This is a genomic window from Brevibacillus sp. 1238 (genome assembly GCF_029892995.1).
GTDB classification, from domain to species: domain Bacteria; phylum Bacillota; class Bacilli; order Brevibacillales; family Brevibacillaceae; genus Brevibacillus; species Brevibacillus parabrevis.
Genome location: NZ_JARXWC010000008.1, coordinates 250,441 through 272,921, shown reverse-complemented (window position 1 = coordinate 272,921; position 22,481 = coordinate 250,441). Strand labels below are relative to the sequence as shown.

5 protein-coding genes are annotated in these 22,481 nt (G+C 53.9%); all 5 read left to right on the top strand.

Translation table 11 applies throughout. The features are described 5' to 3' along the window. Positions 1-80: 80 nt before the first annotated feature. A complete protein-coding gene (locus M2298_RS18975; RefSeq protein ID WP_280648899.1) occupies positions 81-1,673 on the top strand; it encodes a BtrH N-terminal domain-containing protein in 1,593 nt (530 codons plus the stop codon). 97 nt (positions 1,674-1,770) lie between these two features. Further along, the gene (locus M2298_RS18970) at positions 1,771-8,448 is read left to right on the top strand and encodes an SDR family NAD(P)-dependent oxidoreductase (protein WP_280648898.1); all 6,678 of its coding nucleotides are present in this window, start codon (positions 1,771-1,773) and stop codon (positions 8,446-8,448) included. A gap of 28 nt (positions 8,449-8,476) precedes the next feature. Continuing rightward, positions 8,477-11,116 carry a non-ribosomal peptide synthetase gene (locus M2298_RS18965; RefSeq protein ID WP_280648897.1) on the top strand — a complete coding sequence of 880 codons (2,640 nt, stop codon included), beginning with the start codon at positions 8,477-8,479 and terminating at the stop codon, positions 11,114-11,116. 7 nt (positions 11,117-11,123) lie between these two features. Then, positions 11,124-21,647, top strand: coding sequence for a hybrid non-ribosomal peptide synthetase/type I polyketide synthase (locus M2298_RS18960; protein WP_280648896.1), 10,524 nt, complete (start codon positions 11,124-11,126; stop codon positions 21,645-21,647). Beyond that, positions 21,640-22,452 carry a transglutaminase family protein gene (locus tag M2298_RS18955; protein WP_122966465.1) on the top strand — a complete coding sequence of 271 codons (813 nt, stop codon included), beginning with the start codon at positions 21,640-21,642 and terminating at the stop codon, positions 22,450-22,452. Before M2298_RS18960 ends, M2298_RS18955 begins: the two co-directional genes overlap by 8 nt. The last annotated feature ends 29 nt before the right edge of the window (positions 22,453-22,481 follow it).

The following is a 22,481-nucleotide window of genomic DNA, read 5'->3' as shown; positions in this document are numbered from 1 at the left end:
ACGAGAACGAGAACGAGCTAATCCATGGGCATGTAAACGGTCAAGACGTTTTCCCCATTTAACCAAAAAGGTGATTAACTGTGAGCGCAATCTTAGATATCATTCCCCTTCACCACGATTCACGAAACTGCAAAGAGGACACCATCGTTACCGTCGCCACTTGGTGGAAGCGTGACTACGCCTTGATGTTTTTGGAATCGTGGGGATTTGCATTTGATCAAACGCAATGGAAACAATCAGGGAAGCTGTACCAGAGCATTACGCCAGGCATCGGAGACATGTTGAACTTACTCAGGCACCTTCACGGCATCGAAATCTTTGTTAAGGGGAGTGTATCCTTGCAGGACACAGTCGCTTTGGTGGAAAGCGAGCTGCAAGAATCAAGGCCGGTTGCCATCGATTTGGATTCTTATTACTGCCCGTGGAGCCACGGCTATCAGAAGTACCACTCGATTCATACGTGTTTGATCGTAGGAGCAGACAAGGCCAGTCAGACTTATACGCTGGTAGATTGCTTTTACGAAAGGCAGAACGTCACGATTTCGATCGCGGATTGTTTTCGGCAAGAGTGCCGAGGGATCGCGCTTTTCCGCAAGCTACCAGAACATGAGCAAGCCTTCGACTGGAAACAGACGATCCTGTATGCGCTGAAACAAACGCTGTATCGGGAGCGAGAGGCGACTGCTTTTGAGAAGATGCGAGAGTTTGCCGATGTGTTGCAGCAGTTGCCAACAGTCGCTGGCGAGTTTAACGATTCGCAGCAAGTATGGATGTCGCCGCTCTTGTCCATCTTGCACGCAATCAGCAACGGCAGAAAGCATTTTGCCTCTGCCTTGCAATATGTGCATGACCGCTTTCAAATAGACAGCCTTGCTCCACTGATCCAGGACTTGACTTACTCGGCGGCTCAGTGGAGCACGGTGCTGTCCATGCTGACGAAAGCGTATTATCAATCGGGCGACAGCAAGCTGATTCAGCGGGCGGCCAGCAAAGTCCGGATGGTTGCCGAACTGGAGGAAAAGGTTGCCGATCAACTGCAAAACATCTGCGGAGAGAGGCCCCATCATCTGGCGGACGACAAGCGCGAGCGATCGAAAGCGGGTGCGGGCTACAGCAGGATGACGTTCATCGACCTGGCTGATTCCTGCAATAACAAAGGGTTCAGTCATGTGGCTGCGTCTGCTTGTACCGCCGATTTGACGCTGATGGGCGAGGTTTTCTTGCTAGAGGATGTGCCGGAGCAACCGATCTGGAATGTAAACGGGATGGAGTTTTCTCTGCCCGCGCTTGCGGAAAACAGAAACGATAACATCTCCTGCGCGGGACAAGAGATCAACGTCCCGGAAGGCTACTATTCCAGCCTGCTGATCTTGGGCTGCTCAGAGTGCGGGAGCTACACGGAGAGAATCGAGATTTTGTACGAGGACAACATCGTCAGATACATTCCGATTCAATTTACCGACTGGTATATGGAGCCGATGTTCGGGGAAACAACCGCATGGGTAGGCAAGGGCGCGGCGCGAAGAGAGGGCCAGGTGGAAATCCTCGATTTTCCGGTCAGACTGCTGGTGCAGCAATACTATTTGAATCCGAGCCGAAAAATGCTGCGGATCAAATTGCCTGATTGCCCCAATATACATATTTTTGCCATGACCTTGATGGCAAAGGGATAAGCATAGCTTGTCAAACCGCCACCCTTGGTGGACAAGCAATTTTGGCTTGATTTGGCCAGCCGCCTGGAAAAGAAACCGGGAGAAAAGGAGGGGAACCATGAACGAGAACGCAAGAACAGGCTTGGAAGTCGCCATCATCGGGATGTCGGGCGCTTTTCCAGGTGCGAAAAATCTGGAGCAGTTTTTTCATAATATGAAAAATGGCGTGGAAAGCATCTCCTTTTTCTCGGACGAAGAATTGGAAGAAGCGGGCGTACCGGCAGCGGTGTACAAGGCGGAAAACTTCGTGAACGCAAAAGGTCACCTGGAAGAGAGCGACTATTTTGACAACAACTTTTTTGGCTATACCCCGAACGAAGCCCAATATATGGACCCGCAGACCCGCTTGCTGCACGAGCATACGTGGAAAGCGCTGGAGGATGCCGGTTATCCGCCAGGTACGACCAATGACGCTGTCGGCGTATATGTGGGAGGGCGCCCGCACTTTCGCTGGGAGGCGCTGTCTTTATCGGTAGGTTCGCATAACGGGGCCGAGGAGTTTGAGATCGCCCACCTGAACGATAAAGATTTGATGAGCACGAGAGTATCCTACAAGCTGCATCTGACAGGGCCGAGCTATACGCTGTTTACCGCCTGCTCCACGTCATTGGTCGCGGTGCATGTAGCCTGCCAAGGCGTGCTCAGCGGGGAATGCGAGCTTGCAGTGGCTGGCGGCGTATCCATCACCAGCCCCTTGAAAAACGGATACGTCTATCAGGATGGGATGATTTTGTCAGCCGACGGTCATTGCCGTGCTTTTGCTGCCGACTCTAGCGGAACGGTGGTGGGCAATGGGATCGGACTGGTCATTTTAAAGCGGCTGGAAGATGCCTTGCGCGACAACGACCATATATACGCCGTCATCAAAGGAACGGCGATCAACAACGATGGCAACCGCAAAGTCGGGTACACCGCTCCAAGCGTAGACGGACAAGTCGAGGTCATTCGTGCCGCTCATCGCGTGGCCAGAGTAGATCCGGCGACGATCAGCTATATCGAGGCTCACGGAACCGGGACAGCTTTGGGTGATCCGATCGAAGTCAAAGCGCTGACCCGGGCTTTTCAGACGGGAAGAAAAAATTACTGCGGGCTAGGCTCGGTCAAAACGAATATCGGACATCTGGACAGTGCGGCGGGGATCGCGGGATTGATCAAGACGGTACTGGCAATCGACAACAAATGCTTGCTGCCTACGCTGCACTTTTCCAAGCCGAACCAAAACCTCGAACTGGAAAATACCCCCTTTTTCCTGGTGGACCAGCCGGCAGAGTGGGATCATTCGGCAGGCCCCTTGCGAGCAGGGGTCAGCTCGTTTGGCGTTGGCGGAACGAATGCGCATGTGGTGCTGGAAGAGTCGCCTGTCAGACAAGCAGCCAAGTCAAAAACGCATGAGAGCAAGCTGCTTGTCTTCTCCGCCAAGACCCGGGAAGAGCTGGAGCGTGCGACGGACGACTTTGTGACATTTGTCAAAAGGAACCCAGGTGCCGAGCTTTCCTACATCGCCTACACCTTGCAAATGGGGCGGGCGCATTTTTCCCATCGTCGCTATGTAGTCTGCGCTGCCATGTCAGATGCTTGCGCTGCGCTTGAGCAAAACGAGCCGCAAGCTTTTGGGCTGGTGGCGAAAAAGGCAGTCCCGCCGATTGCTTTTGTGTTTTCTGAGATGGACGCGGAGGAAGCGGCTTTGCTCTACCAAGCTGGTTTGCAAAGTGCGTATTGCCGGGACGAATTTGAAGCGTTGCTGCTACAGGCAAGCGAAGTGCAAGGAACCGCAGGCTCGCTTCTTCTCGATGCTCCTACGCGGTATGGGCAGATGCTGCCTTTTCTTTTCCAGCTCGCCACGGCTAAATGGTTGCTCCGCATGGGAGTACAGCCTGCTGCTGTCACGGGAGTCGGAAGCGGAGAGTATGTGGCAGGGTGTCTCGCCGACGTGTTTTCCTTTGAGGATGCGTTGCTGCTTGTGGGAAAAAGGGACGAGCTATTGGAAGAATGGAGCGGCAGCGAAGGCGATCTGTTCTTGCTGGAAGCTCTCCAGAGCGAGCTGTTTGAAGTTGTTCACACCGTCCCACTCTCGCTGCCATCAATCCCTGTGGTGTCCTACGATGCGGGGAAAACGATTTCCCGCGAAGTGACGCTTCCTGACTACTGGGTGAATCGCTTCGGGGGAGGCAGTGAAGGACAAGGGGCGTTTGTTGCCTGGCAGGAAGCTGCCGAGGAAGTTCAGCATCTGTTGTTTGGCCCAGAGCGGGAAGGCGGAGGAACAGGGCTTACAGCAGGGGGAGCCGAAAGTCAGCCCGCCTTTTTGTCCCTCGTGACTGGCCCTTCCGGTATCGAGCAGCGTCTTCTTGAAGCGATCGGTCATTTGTGGTCAAAAGGCTGCCCGATCAAATGGGCCGAGCTGAACAAGCATCTCGGGCAATCGCGTGTCTCGCTTCCCACTTATCCGTTTACGCGGAAAAATTACGGGATGGACCCCGAGCAGCTGAAACAACTGAACGATTTGCTGCAAGGTCAAGCGCCAGCGCAAACAGCGGGCAAGGCGGAGGAAGTAAAGCAGAGCAGGGAAGACTGGCTGTACATTCCATCATGGACCCGCTCAGATTACGACGAGGCAGCAGGGGAGCTTGCGCCTTGTCTCTTTGTCGTTTTCGCTACCAAAAACTCTAGCGTGATCCGGTGGATCGAGCAGATCGAGACATCAGGTCACACCGTTGTCCGCATCGAAACAGGCGAAGGCTTCTCCAAGCAAGCGGAAGCGACCTATACGGTAAACCCGGACAATCCCGCCGATCTGGTCAAACTGCTCGAAACGCTGGCGCTACCCGCTGACCAGCCCTTGAAATTCGTTCATTTTTGGTGCTACGACCAGCAGGTGGACGCTGACGACGCCAAGCGGGCGGCGCAGCAATGGAATCGGCTTGGCTATCACACTTTATTGAACCTGGCAAAAGCGATCGGACAGCTCCGGCTCCAGCAGAAAATTGCCGTCGATATCGTCGCCAGCGACGTTTTTGAAGTCATTGGAGACGAGGCGGTCGTGCCAGCCAAAGCGACACTGCTAGGCCCGGTTCGCGTCATTCCCAAAGAGTACGAAAACATCAGTTGCAGGCTGATCGATGCCGACCGCCGCGAAAACCAGCGCGTAGCTCGCTTGCTGCAACAGTGGATGGACAGCGGGGAGAGCTTCGCTGACGTGCTGGCCATTCGCCATGCGTACATTTGGGAGCCTGCCTTCAAGCAAATTCAGCTGCCTGCTTCTGCCGCTCCGGCTTCCCAGCGTCTCAAGCACGGGGGAGTGTACGTCATTACCGGAGGTCTGGGAGCCATCGGATTGCAAGTAGCGAAATTTTTGGCGGAAAAGTACCACGCGAAGCTCGTCCTTATCAATCGCTCGCACTTTTTGCCGGAAGCGGAATGGGACAGGTGGCGTGCGCTCCACGGAGAGGACGATCCAGTCAGCCAAAAAATCGCGCTGCTGCGGGAACTGCAGGCTTCCGCGAAGCAGCTTTTCTTGTATCAGGCGGATATTGCCGACGAGGAGCAGATATTGCGAATTTTCAGCCGGATCATGGAGGACAATCAGTCAATTGACGGGATCTTCCATATTGCTGGCGTTCCCGATGGAGCTGTCATCCAGCGCAGAACAAGCGAGCTGTGCGAAGCCGTGTTTGCGACAAAAGTTTACGGTACGGCGGTCTTGCAAAAAGCGATTGAGCAGTTGGCGCTACCCGTCGACTTCTTGTTGCTCTTTTCCTCCTTAAGCTCGGTCATCGCTCCACCCGCGCAAGTAGCGTACAGCGCCGCGAATGCCTTTTTGGATGCATTTGCCTTGACGAATACGAAAAACGGCGTTTTCACCCAGGCGATCAACTGGGATACGTGGGAAAATACCGGAATGGCCAGCATCTCGGCGACATTCCGTCCGGACAGCTCCGCGCTTCCCGGCATTTCGTACCACAAGCTGGCGCATCCGTTTTTCCAGTACGCCGCGAAAGAAAATACAGGACGCACGACGTTTTTGTCCCATTTTCAGACGAGCAAAGACTGGATTTTGGCTGAGCATCGGGTAGGAGACAAAGCGGTATTGCCGGGAACGAGCTATGTGGAAATGGCCTGCGCCGCCTACGCATCGCTGCATCCCGGCATGGAAGCAGCGATGCGCCTCCAGGACGTGTTCTTTTTGACGCCGCTTCTCCTTGAGGACGGGGCTGCTGTTCATGTGCGCACCGTGCTGCTGCGGGAAAACCAGGGCTATCGTTTTTCGATCGAAAGCTGCTCGGACGTGCAAAAGGCAAGCTGGATTACCCATGCTCGCGGCTATGTCGGTGCGGGGCAGAGCCAGCTGCGCGATTATCAGCTCGCTGCTGTTCGCGATGCCTGCGCTCAAAGCCAGTACGGCCCAAGCGACTACAACAATCTGCGCGACAGCCAGTTCACATACGGGCCGCGCTGGAACAGCTATTGCTGGGGAACGTTTGCACAAGCGCAAGGACTGTCGCTGATCGAACTGCCAGCGGAGTTTGCGGAGGATACCGCTATTTATCGTTTCCATCCGGCGATCATCGACGTGGCATTGGTCTATATGAATCGCGCTGAAACGGCTGGCGGTCCATACGTGCCGTTCTCCTACAAAAGCATTACGATCCACGGCAAAGTGCCCTCCAAAGTGTACAGCCATATTCGCTGCCGGACAGCTTCACGGCCGGACAGCAAAATCGTCGAGTTCGACCTGACGATTATGGATGAACAGGGGCGGGGGATCGTCGAAATCGAAGGCTACCAGGTGGCGGCCGTCTCGGCTCAACAGCCGGACAAGGATAGCCATGGGATGCCACAGGCACAGCCAAAGTCACAACCGCAACCGCAGTTGCCGTTGCAGACGAAATCGGCTTCTTTACAGGCAGAAGATGAGGCGGCGCTCGCCACTTCGGCCCCGTCTTTGACGGTGGAAGAAGGACTGCAGTTGCTCGATACGGCGCTCGCCGCCAGTTACAGTCAACTGCTCGTCTCAACCGTGGATTTGCCTGCGCGGTTTTTGGCGTACAAGCGCCAGCGGGTGAGCGGATTGGCTGAAAGCAGCAAAGAGTCTGCTGCTGAGCCGCTGATGGCCAGCAAGCCGCGCCTGTCGCTTGCGGAGGCGGAAAAGCTCATCGCGAGCATTTGGCAGGCGATCTTGGGCCATGAACACATTTCCCGCGACGACGACTTTTTTGAGCTTGGCGGAGACTCGCTGAAAGTATTGACTGTTGCTGAGCGGATTTACCAGGCCAGCAGCATCAAAATTCCGATCACGGTCTTCTTCCAGTCAACTACCGTCGAGAAGCTGGCCCGCTACATTGCGGATACGCATGATGACGGACAAGCGTACACGGCGATTCCAAAAGCAGCGCCGCAAGCGTACTATCCGTTGTCGTCGGCGCAAAAGCGGCTGTATTTTCAGCAGCAAGTCCAGCCGGATAACGTCGCTTACAACATTCCAGAAATCACCTACATGGAGGGCGATTTCGACCTGGACAAACTGCAACACGCCTTCGAGCAGGTCATTCAACGCCACGCCATTTTGCGTACAGGCTTTGACGTCATCGATGGCGAGATGGTGCAGATCATTGCAGACGAGGTCGCATTTCAAGTGGAGTACCAAGAGCTGGCCGAATCGGACGTGCAGCAGACGGTCGAGCAGTTTATGCAACCGTTTGACTTGCGGCATCCTCCCCTGATGCGGGTAAAAGTCGTCCGCTACGCTGCGCAAAAATACGTGTGGCTCTTTGATATCCACCATATCGTAGCCGACAATATCTCGGTTTCGCTTTTGCAAAACGAGCTGATCCATTTCTACAACAATCAACCGGAAGCGCTTGACCCCGTTTCGTTGGAGTATGCCGATTTTGTCGCGTGGCAAAATGAACGAATTGAGCGCGGAGATTATGACAAACAAACCGAGTATTGGCTCCGGCAACTATCAGGGAAGCTCCCGGAGGCATTGCTTCCGACCGATTTTCCCCGTCCGTCTGTGCTGAGCTATCGCGGCGACATTTATACGTTCCATCTGGAAGAGGAGACGACGGCCAGGCTGAAAGCAGGCATGAAACGCAACACGACCACTTTGTTCATGAACATGCTCGCCATTTTCCATATCTTGCTGCACAAATATACAGGGCAAGAGGAAATGATCATCGGAGCGAGTCTCGCTGGAAGAAACCACGCCGATTTGGCAAAAATGGTCGGAATGTTTGCGAATGTGCTGCCGTTTTATTCGCGACTGGAGCAAACCGCCACGTTTGAAGATTACGTAAGCGGAGTAAAAGAGAAGAGCTTGGAACTGTTCGAGAATCAGGACGTGCAGTTTGAGATTTTGGTGGAGAAGCTGGGGTTGACTCACCAGTTAAGCGCCCATCCGCTGTTTACGGTCATGCTTGTGCTGCCCGATTTCAAGCCTGCCGAGATCGCGATGCAGGGGCTTGTGTTGAAGTCCTATCCTTTCCGCAACCCTTCCGCGAAATTCGATTTGACTCTCTGGGTGTACGATTACGACAGCAAAATCGAAATGCGCATGGAATACTCGACAGATTTGTTTACCCGCAAGACGATCGAGACGATGACGGGACATTTTCTCGCCATTGCCAAGCAAGTCGTCGACAACCCCGACGTGCTTGTAAAAGAGATTGTGCTGGATACGAGACTTGCCAAAGCAGCAGCAGAAGCGTTGCTGGAAGATGGAAACGATTTTGCCTTTTGAGCAATCGAGAGCATAGGAGTGGTAGCGTATGGGAGGTCATTTCGATACGAACGTGTCGTATTTGAATGACATGTATAAAAAAGAATATGAGTATTGGCAAAACAAGCTGGCAGGCGCAGCAGAGAAAAGCTGCTTTTTTGCCGGAGCGCATGACACAAAAGCAGAGGAACTGCGCATGGAGACGGCAGACTTTGTCCTCCCGAGCCATTGCGCCAATCGACTGGTGCAAATCAGCAACCACTCCGATGCCAGATTGCACGTACTGCTGCTGGCTTATACAGCCGTGTTGCTGATGAAGCATACGGGGCAGACGGATATCGTGCTCGGAACCAGCATCTACCGTCAGCAAGCGAACGAAGAGTTTATCAATACGGTGCTGCCGATCCGCATTCCGCTCACCAACGAAATGCCGCTGCTTGACGTGATTACGGACGTCAGGCAAACCGTTTCCGAGGCTATCGAGCATCAAAACTACCCGATTGAGCTGATCTTGAAAAATGCGAAGCAGCCTGCGGATTTTCTGGACGTCTCTGTTATTTTGGCGAACATTCAGGAGCTGTCATACTTGGACAGGGCCTCGTCCAACCTCATTCTGGCTTTTGACAGACAGCACGACGAGCTGCGTGTCCGCATCCATTACAATGCCTTGCTTTACCAAAAAGAGCAGGTCGAGAGGCTGGTGGAACAGCTCTCGATTTTGTTGGAACATTCACTCAACAATCCGCGAGTGCCACTGAAAGAGCTGTCGATCCTCACCGCGGAAGAGCAGGAGCTTTTCGCTCGGATCAATGAGACGGCGGTGCGTTTTCCCGAAAAGGCGACGATCTCGTCGCTTTTTGAGGAAGCTGTCCAGGCGTATCCGCAGCATACAGCTGTTGTGTTTGAACAAAAGCGGCTGTCGTATGACCAGCTCAATCAAAAGGCGAATCAACTGGCCCATTGTTTACGGGAGCGGGGCGTAACCGCCGAATCGATAGTAGCCGTGTTGATGCCGCCGTCCGTGGACATGATCGTCGCCATTTTGGCCGTATTGAAGGCGGGCGGCGCGTATTTGCCGATTGACCCGGATCTTCCCGCGCACAGAGTTGAGTACATGAGACAAGACAGCCAGGCCGCCTATGTCGTGACACTGCAAGCGCAATCGTTGGCCAGCGGTTTTGCTGACGTGATCTTTGCCGACGACGAGCGACTCAATCATTATTCTGTTGCCAATCTAGAGCCGATCCACCAACCGAACCAGCTTGCCTACATTATTTACACGTCGGGAACCACGGGCAAGCCCAAAGGAGTCATGATCGAGCACAGAAACGTAGTCCGCTTGTTTTTTCATGACAACAATCGCTTCGCTTTTTCCTGCGACGATACGTGGGTGCTGTTTCACTCGTTCGGCTTCGATTTTTCCGTTTGGGAAATATTCGGAGCTTTGCTGCACGGAGGCAAGCTTTTGCTGCTATCGAACGTGCTGAAGCGGGATTATCGGCAACTCGTACAGCGGTTGCGAGAAGAACAGGTGACCGTCTGGAATCAAACGCCTTCCTCTTTTTACCAGTTTATCGAGGAAGAGCTGAAACAGCTGGACAAAAAGCTTTGCTTGCGCTACGTCATTTTTGGCGGGGAAGCTCTGCTGCCTGCGAAGCTCGCCGCGTGGCATGACAAATATCCCGAAACAAAGCTTATCAATATGTATGGAATTACAGAGACGACTGTCCATACGACTTACAAGGAAATTGCCGCGGAGCAGATTCGCTCGAATGAAAAGCGGATTGGCGTGCCGTTTTCCACCGTCCACTTGCACATTTTGAACAGGCAAGGAGACGTCGTGCCCACAGGTGTCGTCGGTGAAATCTGCATTGGCGGCGAAGGAGTCGCGCGTGGCTATTTGAACAAACCGGAATTGACAGCGGAACGGTTTCAGCTATGCCAGCTTGGCGGCCAGATGCAGCGGCTTTATCGCTCCGGCGATTTAGGGCGGTATTCGTCTGACGGAGAAGTGGAATACATCGGGCGCAGGGACAAGCAAGTGAAAATCAGGGGGTATCGCATCGAACTGGATGAGGTGCGCTCCCATCTGTTGACGATGGAAGGCATTCAAGAGGCTGTGGTGATGGCTCGGGAAATCGAGGAAGACGGCAAAATTCTTTGCGCCTATGTCGTGATGAAAGAAGAACAGGCAGAGCGCTTCGATCCGGTGGAAATCAGGCAGTATATGCAAACGCGCGTCGCCGACTATATGATCCCGTCCTTTATCCTTTTGCTCGACAAAATACCGTTAACGATCAATGGAAAAGTGGACGACAACCAATTGCTCCAGATGGAGTTCAGACAGAGCGGCAAGCGCGATGTTGTTCAACCAGGCACCGAGCTGGAAAAACAGCTCGCAGAGGCTTGGGGCAAGGTTCTCAAAACCGATTCCATCGGCATTCATTCCACGATTTTTGATTTGGGCGGGACTTCTTTTGACGTGCTCAAGATCAGCAAAGAGCTGACGGATCAACTGGGGCGAGAGGTGACTGTCGTGACTTTGTTTACTTATCCGACGATCAGCATGCTGGCAAACGTACTGGAAGCAGAAGTCACTACCCGGAAGCTGCAAGCCGACGCCCGGCTCGACTCGATCGAGGACGGGAAAAAAGCCCGATTGCAAAAATTACGTCTGTTAAAAAAGTAGGGATGATATGGGACACGAATACAATGGCCTGGAAATAGCCGTAATCGGCCTGGCAGGAAGGTTTCCGGGAGCAAGCAATGTCACGGCGTACTGGGAAAACTTGAAAAACGGCGTGCACTCCATCCAGACGTTTTCCGAAGCCGAGCTGATCGAGGCGGGGGTAGACCCGCAAGCCGTCAAAAGCGCAGAGTACGTCAAGGCAAAAGGGTATCTGGAGAGCGGGAATCGCTTCGATGCCCGTTTTTTTGATTATACGCCACTGGAAGCGGAGCTTATGGACCCGCAAATGAAGGTGTTTCACGAGTGCATTTGGGAAGCGCTGGAGGATGCCGGCTATGCCGCGCAGGTCGAGCAGAAGCTGATCGGCTTGTTTGCAGGAGCTTCCCCGAACCATATGTGGGAAGCGCTGATGAGCCTGTCGGGAAAAAGCGAGGCGATCGGCCACTGGGCTGCCACCCAGCTTGTGGACAAGGACTATTTGAGCCTGCGGATCGCGCATAAATTAAACCTGAAAGGCCCTGCCTTGACGATTTATACCGCTTGCTCGACTTCGCTTGTCGCTGTGCACATGGCGGCCCAGTCGCTGTTGAACGGCGAGTGCGATCTGGCATTGGCTGGCGGGGTTACCGTGACGCTGCCAGGAAAAAGCGGCTATGTCTATCAGGAAGGAATGATTTTGTCGCCAGACGGCAAATGCAAGGCGTTTGATGCAAACGGACAGGGCATTGTCGGCGGAGACGGGGCGGGCGTCGTCGTATTGAAGCGGTTGCAGGATGCCATCGATGATCGCGATCAGATTCACGCCGTCATCAAAGGCTCCGCTGTCAACAATGACGGTATGCAAAAAACCGGGTTTACGGCCCCGAGCACAATCGGACAGGCGGAAGTGATTCGCACCGCGCTCAAGGTAGCGGAAGTAGCGCCAGAGAGCGTCGCTTACATCGAGTGTCACGGAACAGGGACACCGCTTGGCGATCCGATTGAACTGGAAGCGCTGGAGCTGGCCTATCAGCCTTCGCAAAAACACTCGTGCGCGCTCGGCTCGGTCAAGACCAACATCGGTCATCTGGACAGCGCAGCCGGGATCGCTTCCTTCATTAAGGCGGTGCTGGCTATCAAGCATCGCCAGCTTCCGCCTTCGCTGCATTTTCAAAGCCCGAATCCGCATTTGGACGTAATTGAGAAAGGCTTTTACATCAATGACAAGCTGACGGAGTGGGAAAAAACGCATGAGCCGCTGCGGGCCGGGATCAGCGCATTCGGAATCGGGGGAACCAATGCCCATGTGATTATCGAAGAAGCGCCTGCCGTGCGGGAAGCAAGCGCTGGCCGAAGCTGGCAACTGATGTTGCTCTCGGCCAAAACAGAGCAAGCCCTGGAGCGATATAAGCAAAATGTTGAGGAATACTTGCATGCTAATCCAGATGCACGTCTTGAAGATGTTGCCTATTCGCTGCAGGTGGGACGAAAGCATTTTCCCGTTCGAGAAATCGCGCTTTGCAACCAGACGCTGGCACAGCCGCTCCGCTTTATCGGGCAAGATTCCAAAGCTGCTTTCGCCAAGGAAAAGCTTTCCGTCGCTTTTGTATTCCCTGACTTTGCCGCAGACAACTGGGAGGAGGGCGAGCTTGCAGAAATCGTCCATCTGTGCCAGGAAGAGCCTGCCGTCCAGCAAGTAATGGCACAAGCGCTGCGCTTGTTGAATCAGCAAGTGTTTGGGCAGGCGGCTGTGTCCATCGCGGAGCAGTTGCGCGCGCCGAAGCACGGGCAAGCTTTGCGCTTTGCGTTCTACTATGCGATCGCCAAACTGTTCAAAGACTGGGGCGTTGAACCGCAAAGCATGTGGGGATACGGCAAAGGCAATCTGCTAGTCGAGTGCCTGGAGGGGCGTCTTGCTTTTGGTGATGCGATTCACGCGCTCGTGGGTCGCGATCGGCTTGACCACTTTGCGCAAACAGAAAGCAATCGCCCTGTTTCCAAACCGGATGGGCTGTGCCTGATCTTTGGCTCGGCACAGGCTGGGGAACCTGGCATGGAACAAGTCGCGGCTTATGGTCACCAGCTCAGGCTGGAGCGCATCCATTCCTACGCCATTTTGGAAGCGCTGGGAACGATGTGGTTGTACGGTCAGGAGATCAATTGGACTGCCTATTATCAACACGAAGAGCGAAATCGTGTGTCTTTGCCAACCTACGCCTTTGACTCGCAGGAATTTCCTGTGGATAAAAGTCTGTTCAACTTCGGGCAGTTCGCCAGCCGTCTTCAGCCCAGCGAGAGCAGCGCGGCGCACAGAAGGGAAGACATCCGTTCATGGTTTTACGTGCCTGCATGGGAAAGCTCTGCTTTGCCAGCCTATGCAGAAAAAGCGATTTCTAGCGAGGCGACCTGGCTCATTTTCCAGGATCAGGCTGGCTTGGGAGAAGCGCTGGCGAGCGAGCTGAAAGAGCGCGGCGCCACGTATATTATCGTCGAGCAGGCCGAGCGCTACCAGCGAGTGACGTCTGCCCACTATCGACTGAATCCGCAAAAGCCGGAAGAGTTGGACAGCTTGCTGGACGATTTGCAGACGGTACCGGATTGTATCAGCTATCTATGGACAGTGACACCGCCAATCGAACCGGAGCTGGCGGCCGTTGAGCCGAGCCAGCAGCAGTTTTTTTACAGCCTGTTGCAGCTTGCCCGGTACATCGGGAGCAAGGCTGGCAGCAAAAAGATGCGCTTGCAGATCGTGACGAACGGGCTGTATTCCGTTACCCAGGACGAACCAATCTGCCCGCTGAAAGGGGTCGTGCTCGGGGCAAGCAAGATCATTCCTTACGAATACCCCAACAGCAAAGTTTGCACGGTCGACATCGAGCTTCCAGCGGGCGGCAAGCAGACAGGTAACCATATGGCGCTGGCGGCGAATCTGCTTCGGGAATTTCAGTTTGATTTTCCGCACAAGCAAGTGGCGCTCCGCGGCAAAAGCAGGTGGATTGAAGCGGTGCGCGAGCCTGTGCTCGTGAAACAGCCGGAAAAGCTGCCGCTGCTCAAAGAAAAGCTCGTCTGCCTGATTACCGGGGGACTGGGCGGAATGGGCTTCGCCTTGGCGGAGTATTTGGCGAAGAGCTATCAGGCGCGGCTCGTCTTGATCGGACGCTCTGCTTTTCCGCCGCGCGAGCAATGGACGCAATGGATCGAGGACAAGCCCGATCATCACTTGTCCGGCAAAATTCGCACGATCCTGTCGCTGGAACAAGCCGGGGCGATGATCGACGTTTACAGCGTGGATATTTCCGATTATTCCGCCATGCAAAAGGTAGTTCGTGAGGCGGAGATGCGGTTTGGGCCGATTACTGGCGTTTTGCACACGGCCGGGGTTCCTGACTACGCAGGGGTAATCCAGCGCAGGACGAAGGAAATGACCGACCCGATCTTGCTGCCCAAAGTACAGGGAACGATCGTGCTGGATACGCTTTTTGCAGAACGCGCACTCGATTTCTTTATCTTGTTTTCCTCCATCGGCAACTACATTTACGGGCGCAAATTCGGTCAAGTCGGCTACAACGCAGCGAATGAGTTTTTGGATGCGTTCGCCGCGTATCGCTTGCAGAAACGGGCTGGCTACACAGCTTCGATCAACTGGAACGACTGGGCAGAGGTAGGGATGTCCGTCACCGCGATGGAAAAAAACCGCAGCATGAATCGGCAAGTCAACGAGCGGCAATTTGCCGAAGAGGCGATCTCGCCGCAGCAAGGGGTAGAAGTGCTGCGCTACCTTTTGGAAAACCAGTTTCACCGGGCCATCGTCTCTGTCCTTGAGCTTCCTGCTTTAATGGAAGAAAGCAATCAGCTCAGCGAAGAGTTCATCCTGGAAAAAGAAGCGGCAGTCGCCGTGCAGACTGAGCTGGTGCCCGCCAAAATCAATCGCGCAACGCTGTCCGAAGCCGAGCTGACAGAGATTATCGCGGACGTATGGCGCAGTGTATTGGGAATCGCAGCGATCAGGAGCGACGAGGACTTCTTCGCTCTAGGCGGAGACTCGCTGAAGGCGATCACGATGATTGCGCTTCTCTATAAAAAGCTGGATGTCAAACTGCCTCTGCCGACCTTTTTCAACAAGCCGACGATTGGCGAGATCGCCTGCTTTATCCGCGGGGCGGACCGGACAGATTTCTCGCAGATTCCCAAGGCGCAAGAAAAAGCGGGCTATCCTTTGACTTCCGGACAAAAACGACTGTATTTCCTCAGCCAAATGGAGGAAGCGAACAAGCAGTATAACAATATCATTGCGTTGCGCGTGAAAGGTTCGCTTTCCTACGAAAAATTGGAGCGATGCCTGAACGAGCTGATTCGCAGACATGAAAGCTTGCGCACCTCGTTCCAGCGCATTGATGGGGAGCTGCTGCAGGTCATTCACGAGCCGTTCCCGTTTCCTGCTGACTACAGAGAACTCAACGAGCCAATCCGCGATGCGCACATCGAAGCGTGGATACAGCCGTTTGATCTCGGCGTTGCTCCTGTATGGAAGGTGGGCATTTTCAAGGAAAGCGAGCAAAGCCACGTGCTCGTCTTCAACATTCACCATATCATCACAGACGGCACCTCCAACTCGATCTTGATTGACGAGTTTACGGCTTTGTACCAGCAGGATGGACAGTCTTCTGGACTTCCCGCTTTGTCTGTTCAATACAAGGATTACGCAGAGTGGCAGCAGGAAAAGACAACGCTCGCCGGACACCAGGCGGACCAGGAGTATTGGACCGGGATGTTTTCCGGCGAAATTCCGCTGCTTGACCTGCCGACGGACTTTTCCCGCCCGCCTTACAAAACGTATCGCGGAGGCATGGAGATGTTTTCCATCCCGCAACGCCAAGCCGACGAAATCAAGCGGATGGCCACGAGCCATGAAGCGACGCTGTACATGGTTTTGCTGGCGGCATGGAACGTTCTTTTGGCGAAGCTCGGCAATCAGGACGAGATTATCGTAGGGATTCCGACTTCGGGACGGAATCACAGCGATATTCAAAATGTGATCGGCATGTTCGTTCAAACGCTTCCGCTCAAAAGCACCGTACGCAGCGACATGACCTTTGCCGAGCTGCTGAACGCGATCAAAGGAAACATGTCCCACGCCCTGGAGCACCAAGACTATCCGTTTGAAGAGCTGGTCAGCCAGATCGAGCTTTCCCGGGACTTCGGGCGCAACCCGTTGTTTGATGTGATGTTCGCGTTTCAAAATGTCAGCCGTCAAGGGAGCGGTGAGAACCATTCGTCTGCCGGGCTGCAAATCGAGCCGTATTCGTTCAAAACAAACACAGCCCGCTTTGACTTGACCTTGGATGGCGAAGAACGGGAAGGCGAGCTGTTTTTTACCGTAGAGTACGCAAGCGATCTGTTTACAAAAGAAACGATTACCCGTTTTATCCGCTATTTCCAAAAGCTTTTGCAAGATGTGATCGCGCAGCCGCAGCAAAAAATGAGCCAGCTTTCCTTGCTGGATGCCGACGAGCGGGAGCGGCTAGTCAGCGGGTTCAATCAGACAGCAGGGGAATATCCCGAGCAACTGCTGGTGCATGAGCTTTTTGAAGCCATGGCCGAAAAATGCGCTGACCAGCCTGCGCTAACGTTCCACAACCAGACGATGACGTACCGTGAACTGGATGCGCGGGCCAACCAGCTCGCTCATGCGCTCAAATCGCATGGCGTCGGCGCGGGCCAGGTCGTCGCCCTCATCGCTACCCGATCGTGCGACATGACTGCGGGACTACTGGCGATCGGCAAGGCGGGCGGCGCGTATTTGCCTGTCGATCCGAGTCTGCCAGCCAATCGAGTCGCCTATATGCTTGCGGACAGCCGTGTCCGGGTCATTTTGACCAATACGACCGTGGAGGCAGCAGGCGAGCGGCAGGTCATTGACATGCGCGATCCTTACGTTGCGGCGCAGCCTCAAGAACGGCTGCCGCTGGAAAACAGCAGCACCGATGTGGCGTATTGCATGTATACCTCAGGCACGACCGGATTTCCCAAAGGAATTTTGATCGAGCACCGCGCCTTGATCAATTTCCTTCACGGCATGACCGATGTGCTTTCTTTCGGCGAAAACGAGAAGTTTTTATCCTTGACGACCGTTTCTTTCGATATTTTCTGGCTGGAGAGCATCCTGCCGCTGTTGACAGGCCATCAGGTGGTGATTGCCGATGAAGACTGCCAGCGAGATGTGCTCAAGCTGGCAAGCCTGGTCAGACGTGAAAAAATTACCGTGATGCAGACGACGCCATCGCGCTTGAAGTTGTTGCTGGCGGAGCCGGAATTGGCCGGGCAGCTCAGTCGCCTGCGCTACTTGCTGATCGGGGGAGAAGCTTTGCCGCAGCCGTTGGCAGATGCAGCCGTGCGACTGTTGCCGGAGGGTCGAGTCTACAACCTGTACGGTCCTACCGAAACGACCATTTGGTCCACGATTCAGGAAGTGGCGGCGACGCAGCCTGTGACCATCGGCAGACCGCTCAAAAATACTCAAGTCTATGTTCTAAGTCCAGAGCTGATGCCGCAACCTGTCGGCGTCCCTGGCCTTTTGTATATCGGCGGGCACGGTTTGGCCCGTGGGTATCAGAACAATCCAGAGCTGACCCGAGAGAAGTTTATCGACAACCCGTTTCGACCTGGCGAAAAAATGTACGCGACCGGAGACATGGCAAGGTGGACGCGGGAAGGCTTGCTCGACTATTTGGGACGAACCGATTTTCAGGTGAAAATACGCGGTTACCGGATTGAGCAAAGCGAAATCGAAAATTTGCTCGATGCCCATCCTGCTGTTGAAAAAGCCGTGGTGCATGTCCAGCAGGACGCTCAGCACGAACAGCTGCTGGTCGCGTACTATACGGCTGCCTATCCGGTAACGAGCCAGGAGCTGCGGGACTATTTGCGCCAACAGCTGCCGGAATATATGATTCCGTCCTTGTTCATGCCGCTTGCGCAGATTCCGCTGACCATCAACGGCAAAATCGACCGGAAGTCGCTTCCGGAGGTAACCGGGGTCGCAGCAGAGCAAAAAGAACTGGTCGAGCCGAGGGACGAAGTGGAAGCGAAGCTGTACGACATTTGGCGAAACGTGCTGCGCAGCGAAAGCATGAGCGTCCGCGACCGATTTTTTGAGCTGGGCGGAAACTCGATTCAAATCATGCAGCTCGTGTATGAAATCAACAACAGCTTTGCATGCTCTATGCAGTTCAAAGACTTTATCGAACTGCAAACAATCGAGGCGATTGCCGGTTTTATTCGCGAAGCGATCCACGAAGAGCGCGTAGCCGACTTGCCAACCCTGATACCGGAACCAAGCCAATTGCATGAACCGTTTCCGTTAACGAATGTGCAAATGGCCTATTATTTGGGCAGAAGCAGCAGCTTCGAGCTGGGCGGAGTCTCGACGCATTCGTATCAGGAGATTGTCACCAGGCTCGATATCTTGCGTCTCAATCATTGCCTGAATTTGTTGATCCGCAGGCATCCCGCGCTGCGCACGATCTTTTTGCCCGATGCCCGCCAGCAAATTTTGGCAGACATACCCGAATACGCTATCGACATCCGCGATTTGCAAGGATGCGACAAGGAAGAAAAAGCGGCGATTCTGGCAAAAGAAAGAGAGCGCATGTCCCATGCGATTTTCCGTCCGGGACAATGGCCGCTTTTTGAAATCAAAGCGTTTCGCTTGAACGGGCAAGAAAGTTTGCTGTGCATCAGCTTTGACTTGCTCATCATGGATGCGTACAGCCTGGAGATTTTAGGGAAAGAGCTGCAAAAGCTGTATGAAGGCGCTGCGGACGAGCTGGATGAATTATCGATTTCCTTCCGGGATTACATGATCGGCTACGAGCGACTGAAGACCAGCAGCTTGTATTTGCAGGACAAGGAATACTGGATGGCAAAGCTGGACGATTTTCCGCTGGCACCGGAAATCCCGGTGCAGGTGCAACCGTCCCACGTCAAAAACCCGTACTTCCAAAGAAAGTCGAAGCGATACGCCAAAGAAAGCTGGCAAGTTTTGAAAAAGGCGGCCCAGAAGCACAATTTGACTCCTTCGGCGGTTTTGTGCACGGCATATGCCGAAGTGCTGGCGAATTGGAGCAATCAACTGGACTTTAGCCTGAATTTGACCTTGTTCAATCGTCTGCCGTTGCACCCGGATGTGGATAAGCTGGTCGGAGACTTTACGTCCGTTGCGCTGGTCGAGGTACGGCTGCATCCAGCGGATACGTTCTGGGAGAAGGCAAGAAAAGTTCAGCAATCGCTGATGGAGGCGTTGGCTCATCGCCATTTTGACGGGATCGATGTGATGCGGGAGATCAGCAAGCAGCGAGAGTTGGGGAACAAGGCTGTCTTGCCCATCGTGTTTACGAGTGCCTTGTTTGAAAATGAAGACATTGTCCAGCAAGCGACTGACGATGCGGAGTACACATCCGAATGGGAAAGCGATACAAGCGGCATCACGCAAACTTCCCAAGTCTATCTCGACAATCAGGTGGCGCTCCTTGACGGAAACATCGTCATCAACTGGGACTACATCAGCGAGTTGTTTGACCCTGTAGTGATTGACACGATGTTCGCCCAGTACCTGACCCGGATCGATACGATCTTGAACGACGAGGCTGAAAAGGAGTTGCCTTCGGTATCCGCCAGTGACAGAGCTGCGATTGATGCGTACAACGATACCACCGTGGACATTGCGAGCAAAACGTTGCACGGGCTGTTCGAGGAAACTGTGGCACAAACTCCTTTTGCCGTCGCAATCGAGGACGGCGAGACGCAGATCACGTACGAAGCGCTGAACGAGCGCGCAAACAAAGTCGCGAGCTGCTTGCGGCACATCGGCGTCGCTCCCGGCGATCTGATTGGCGTCATTGCCAAACGGGAAATCGCCACCTTTGCCTATTTGCTCGGCATTTTAAAAAGCGGCGCTGCCTATGTGCCGATTGATCCTGACTACCCGGCGGATCGTGTGGACTACATCCGCAGACACAGCCAATGCAAGCTCGTGCTTGAGTCTGACTTTTACGAGCGGAACGAGCTGGAGCATGCTGCAAAAAAATACGAGGCTGCGGCTGTTCAGCCGGAACAGTTGGCCTACGTGATCTACACCTCGGGAAGCACGGGCAATCCAAAAGGAGTCATGATTCGGCACGTAGCCGCCTGCAATACGATCCAGGATATCAATCAAAAATTCCATGTTGCCGCTCATGATCGGATTTTGGGCGTATCTTCGCTCTGCTTCGACTTGTCCGTCTATGACATTTTTGGCGCGTTTGCCGCCGGAGCGACACTCGTGCTTGTCAAAGACCAAAAGGACATGGCCCAGCTTGCCGACACGATTACGGCGAAAAACATTACGATCTGGAACTCCGTCCCTGCAATCATGGATCGCGTGGCAGCGGAGAAAAAGGAGCGCGGCGGCGAGCAGCGAGATGAGCAGCTTCGTCTGGTCATGCTGAGCGGCGACTGGATTCCGCTCACGCTGCCGCAAGCGATTCGCGAAAGCTTCCCTGGGGCGGAAGTCATCAGTTTGGGCGGGGCTACCGAGGCATCCATCTGGTCGATCTACTACCCGATCGACGAGGTTGGCCCCGAGTGGAAGAGCATTTTTTACGGAAAGCCATTAGCCAACCAGCAGTTTTATGTACTCAACTCGCGGATGGAGCTTTGCCCGCTTTCTGTACCGGGCGAACTGTATATCGGAGGAAGAGGGGTTGCGGACGGTTACCTGCATGACGCCGAAAAGACCAATCGCTCCTTTGTTCATCATCCGCAATTCGGCTATATATACAGGACAGGGGATTACGGCGTACTGCACCGCAACGGGCTGATTGAGTTTTTGGGCAGAAAGGACCAGCAGGTAAAAATTGGTGGATATAGAATAGAATTAGGAGAGGTAGAATCACGGCTGCTGCAAATCGCCACGGTGAGAAATGCGGTCGTGCTGGTGGCGGGAGAAGCAGACAAGCGATTGTATGCGTATCTCGTGCCGGAAACCGAACCGCACGACCGGGATGCTTTTATAAATGAGATCAGGAGCAGGCTTGCCAAAGCTTTGCCCGATTACATGATACCGTATCATTTTATCGTCGTGGAGCAACTGCCGCTGACGGCCAACGGAAAAGTGGATGTACAGGCTCTCTTGAAGCTGAAACCGACTGGCACGAGCACCGGAACGGCATACGTCGCTCCCCGCAATGAAGTGGAAGCGAGCATCGTCGCTGTGTTTCAGGAAGTTCTGGAGACTGATCGTGTAGGTGTGCTCGACAACTTTTTTGAGATGGGCATTCATTCGTTGCAGATCGGAATGATTAACAGCAAGTTGAAAGACGTATTTGCCAGGGAAATCCCGATCCTCGCCATGTTCGAGCACGCCAATATCCATGCGCTGGCTGCCTATTTGACAGCGGAAAACGACGACCAGCCAGACGAAGGACAGGAAGAGACGATCAACGTCCGCAACCAGGGAAGAGAGCGGATCAAGCAAAGAAATGCGAAAAGAAGGAGGAACTCTGAAAGTGAATAAAGCCGAACTGCTGCATTTTTATACGACATTTACTCCCAACACCGATCCCGGTGAATACGGCTATCTCTTTCATGAGTTGCCCCAAGGCTTGCCAGAGCTGTGCCGATTAATCAAGTGCCAATTGATCCATCCCACGATGATCAAAAAAGTGAGGCATTTGCTGACCGATTATACGCGAAATGAAGACGAGAAATTTTACAAGATCACGGAAATGCTGGAGGCTCTGGTCGAACGCAACGCAGATGGCCTCACGTTTGAACGTTTGCCAAGCGAGCGGCTGCTCATTTCTTGCCGCTTTCATTCGCTGCTGCTGATTTCCATGCTGCGCTCCCGGGGACTCCCGGTGCGCAGCCGGGTCGGCTTTGCCAGCTATTTGTCCGAGAACGGCAGGAAATATATCGATCACTGGATTTGCGAAGTGTGGGAAGAAGCCGAAAAACGGTGGATCAGGGTCGATCCCGATTGGGAACTCATCGATATTCAGGGCGATGAGTTCCTGATGGCGGGTGACGCGTGGCTGATGGCACGCGACAAAGAAATCAATCCCCAGCTTTTCGGGGTCAAAAAATCGTGGGGGATGCACTACATCCGCAACAACTTGTGCTATGACCTGAATGCCGTTCTTGGAAACGAGCTGTGCTACTGGGACTATCCTCCGCTTTGCCAAAAAGAGATGGACGAGCTGGACTGGGAAGAGCTGCAACTGCTTGATGAGATCGCTCTTTATTTGCAAGACCCCGATGAAAATTACGCACAACTGCAAGCGTTGTTTTCCGAGCATAAGTTCCTGCACTTCAAAAGATAGGGCAGTTGTTCGATTAAACTCTAAGCGGT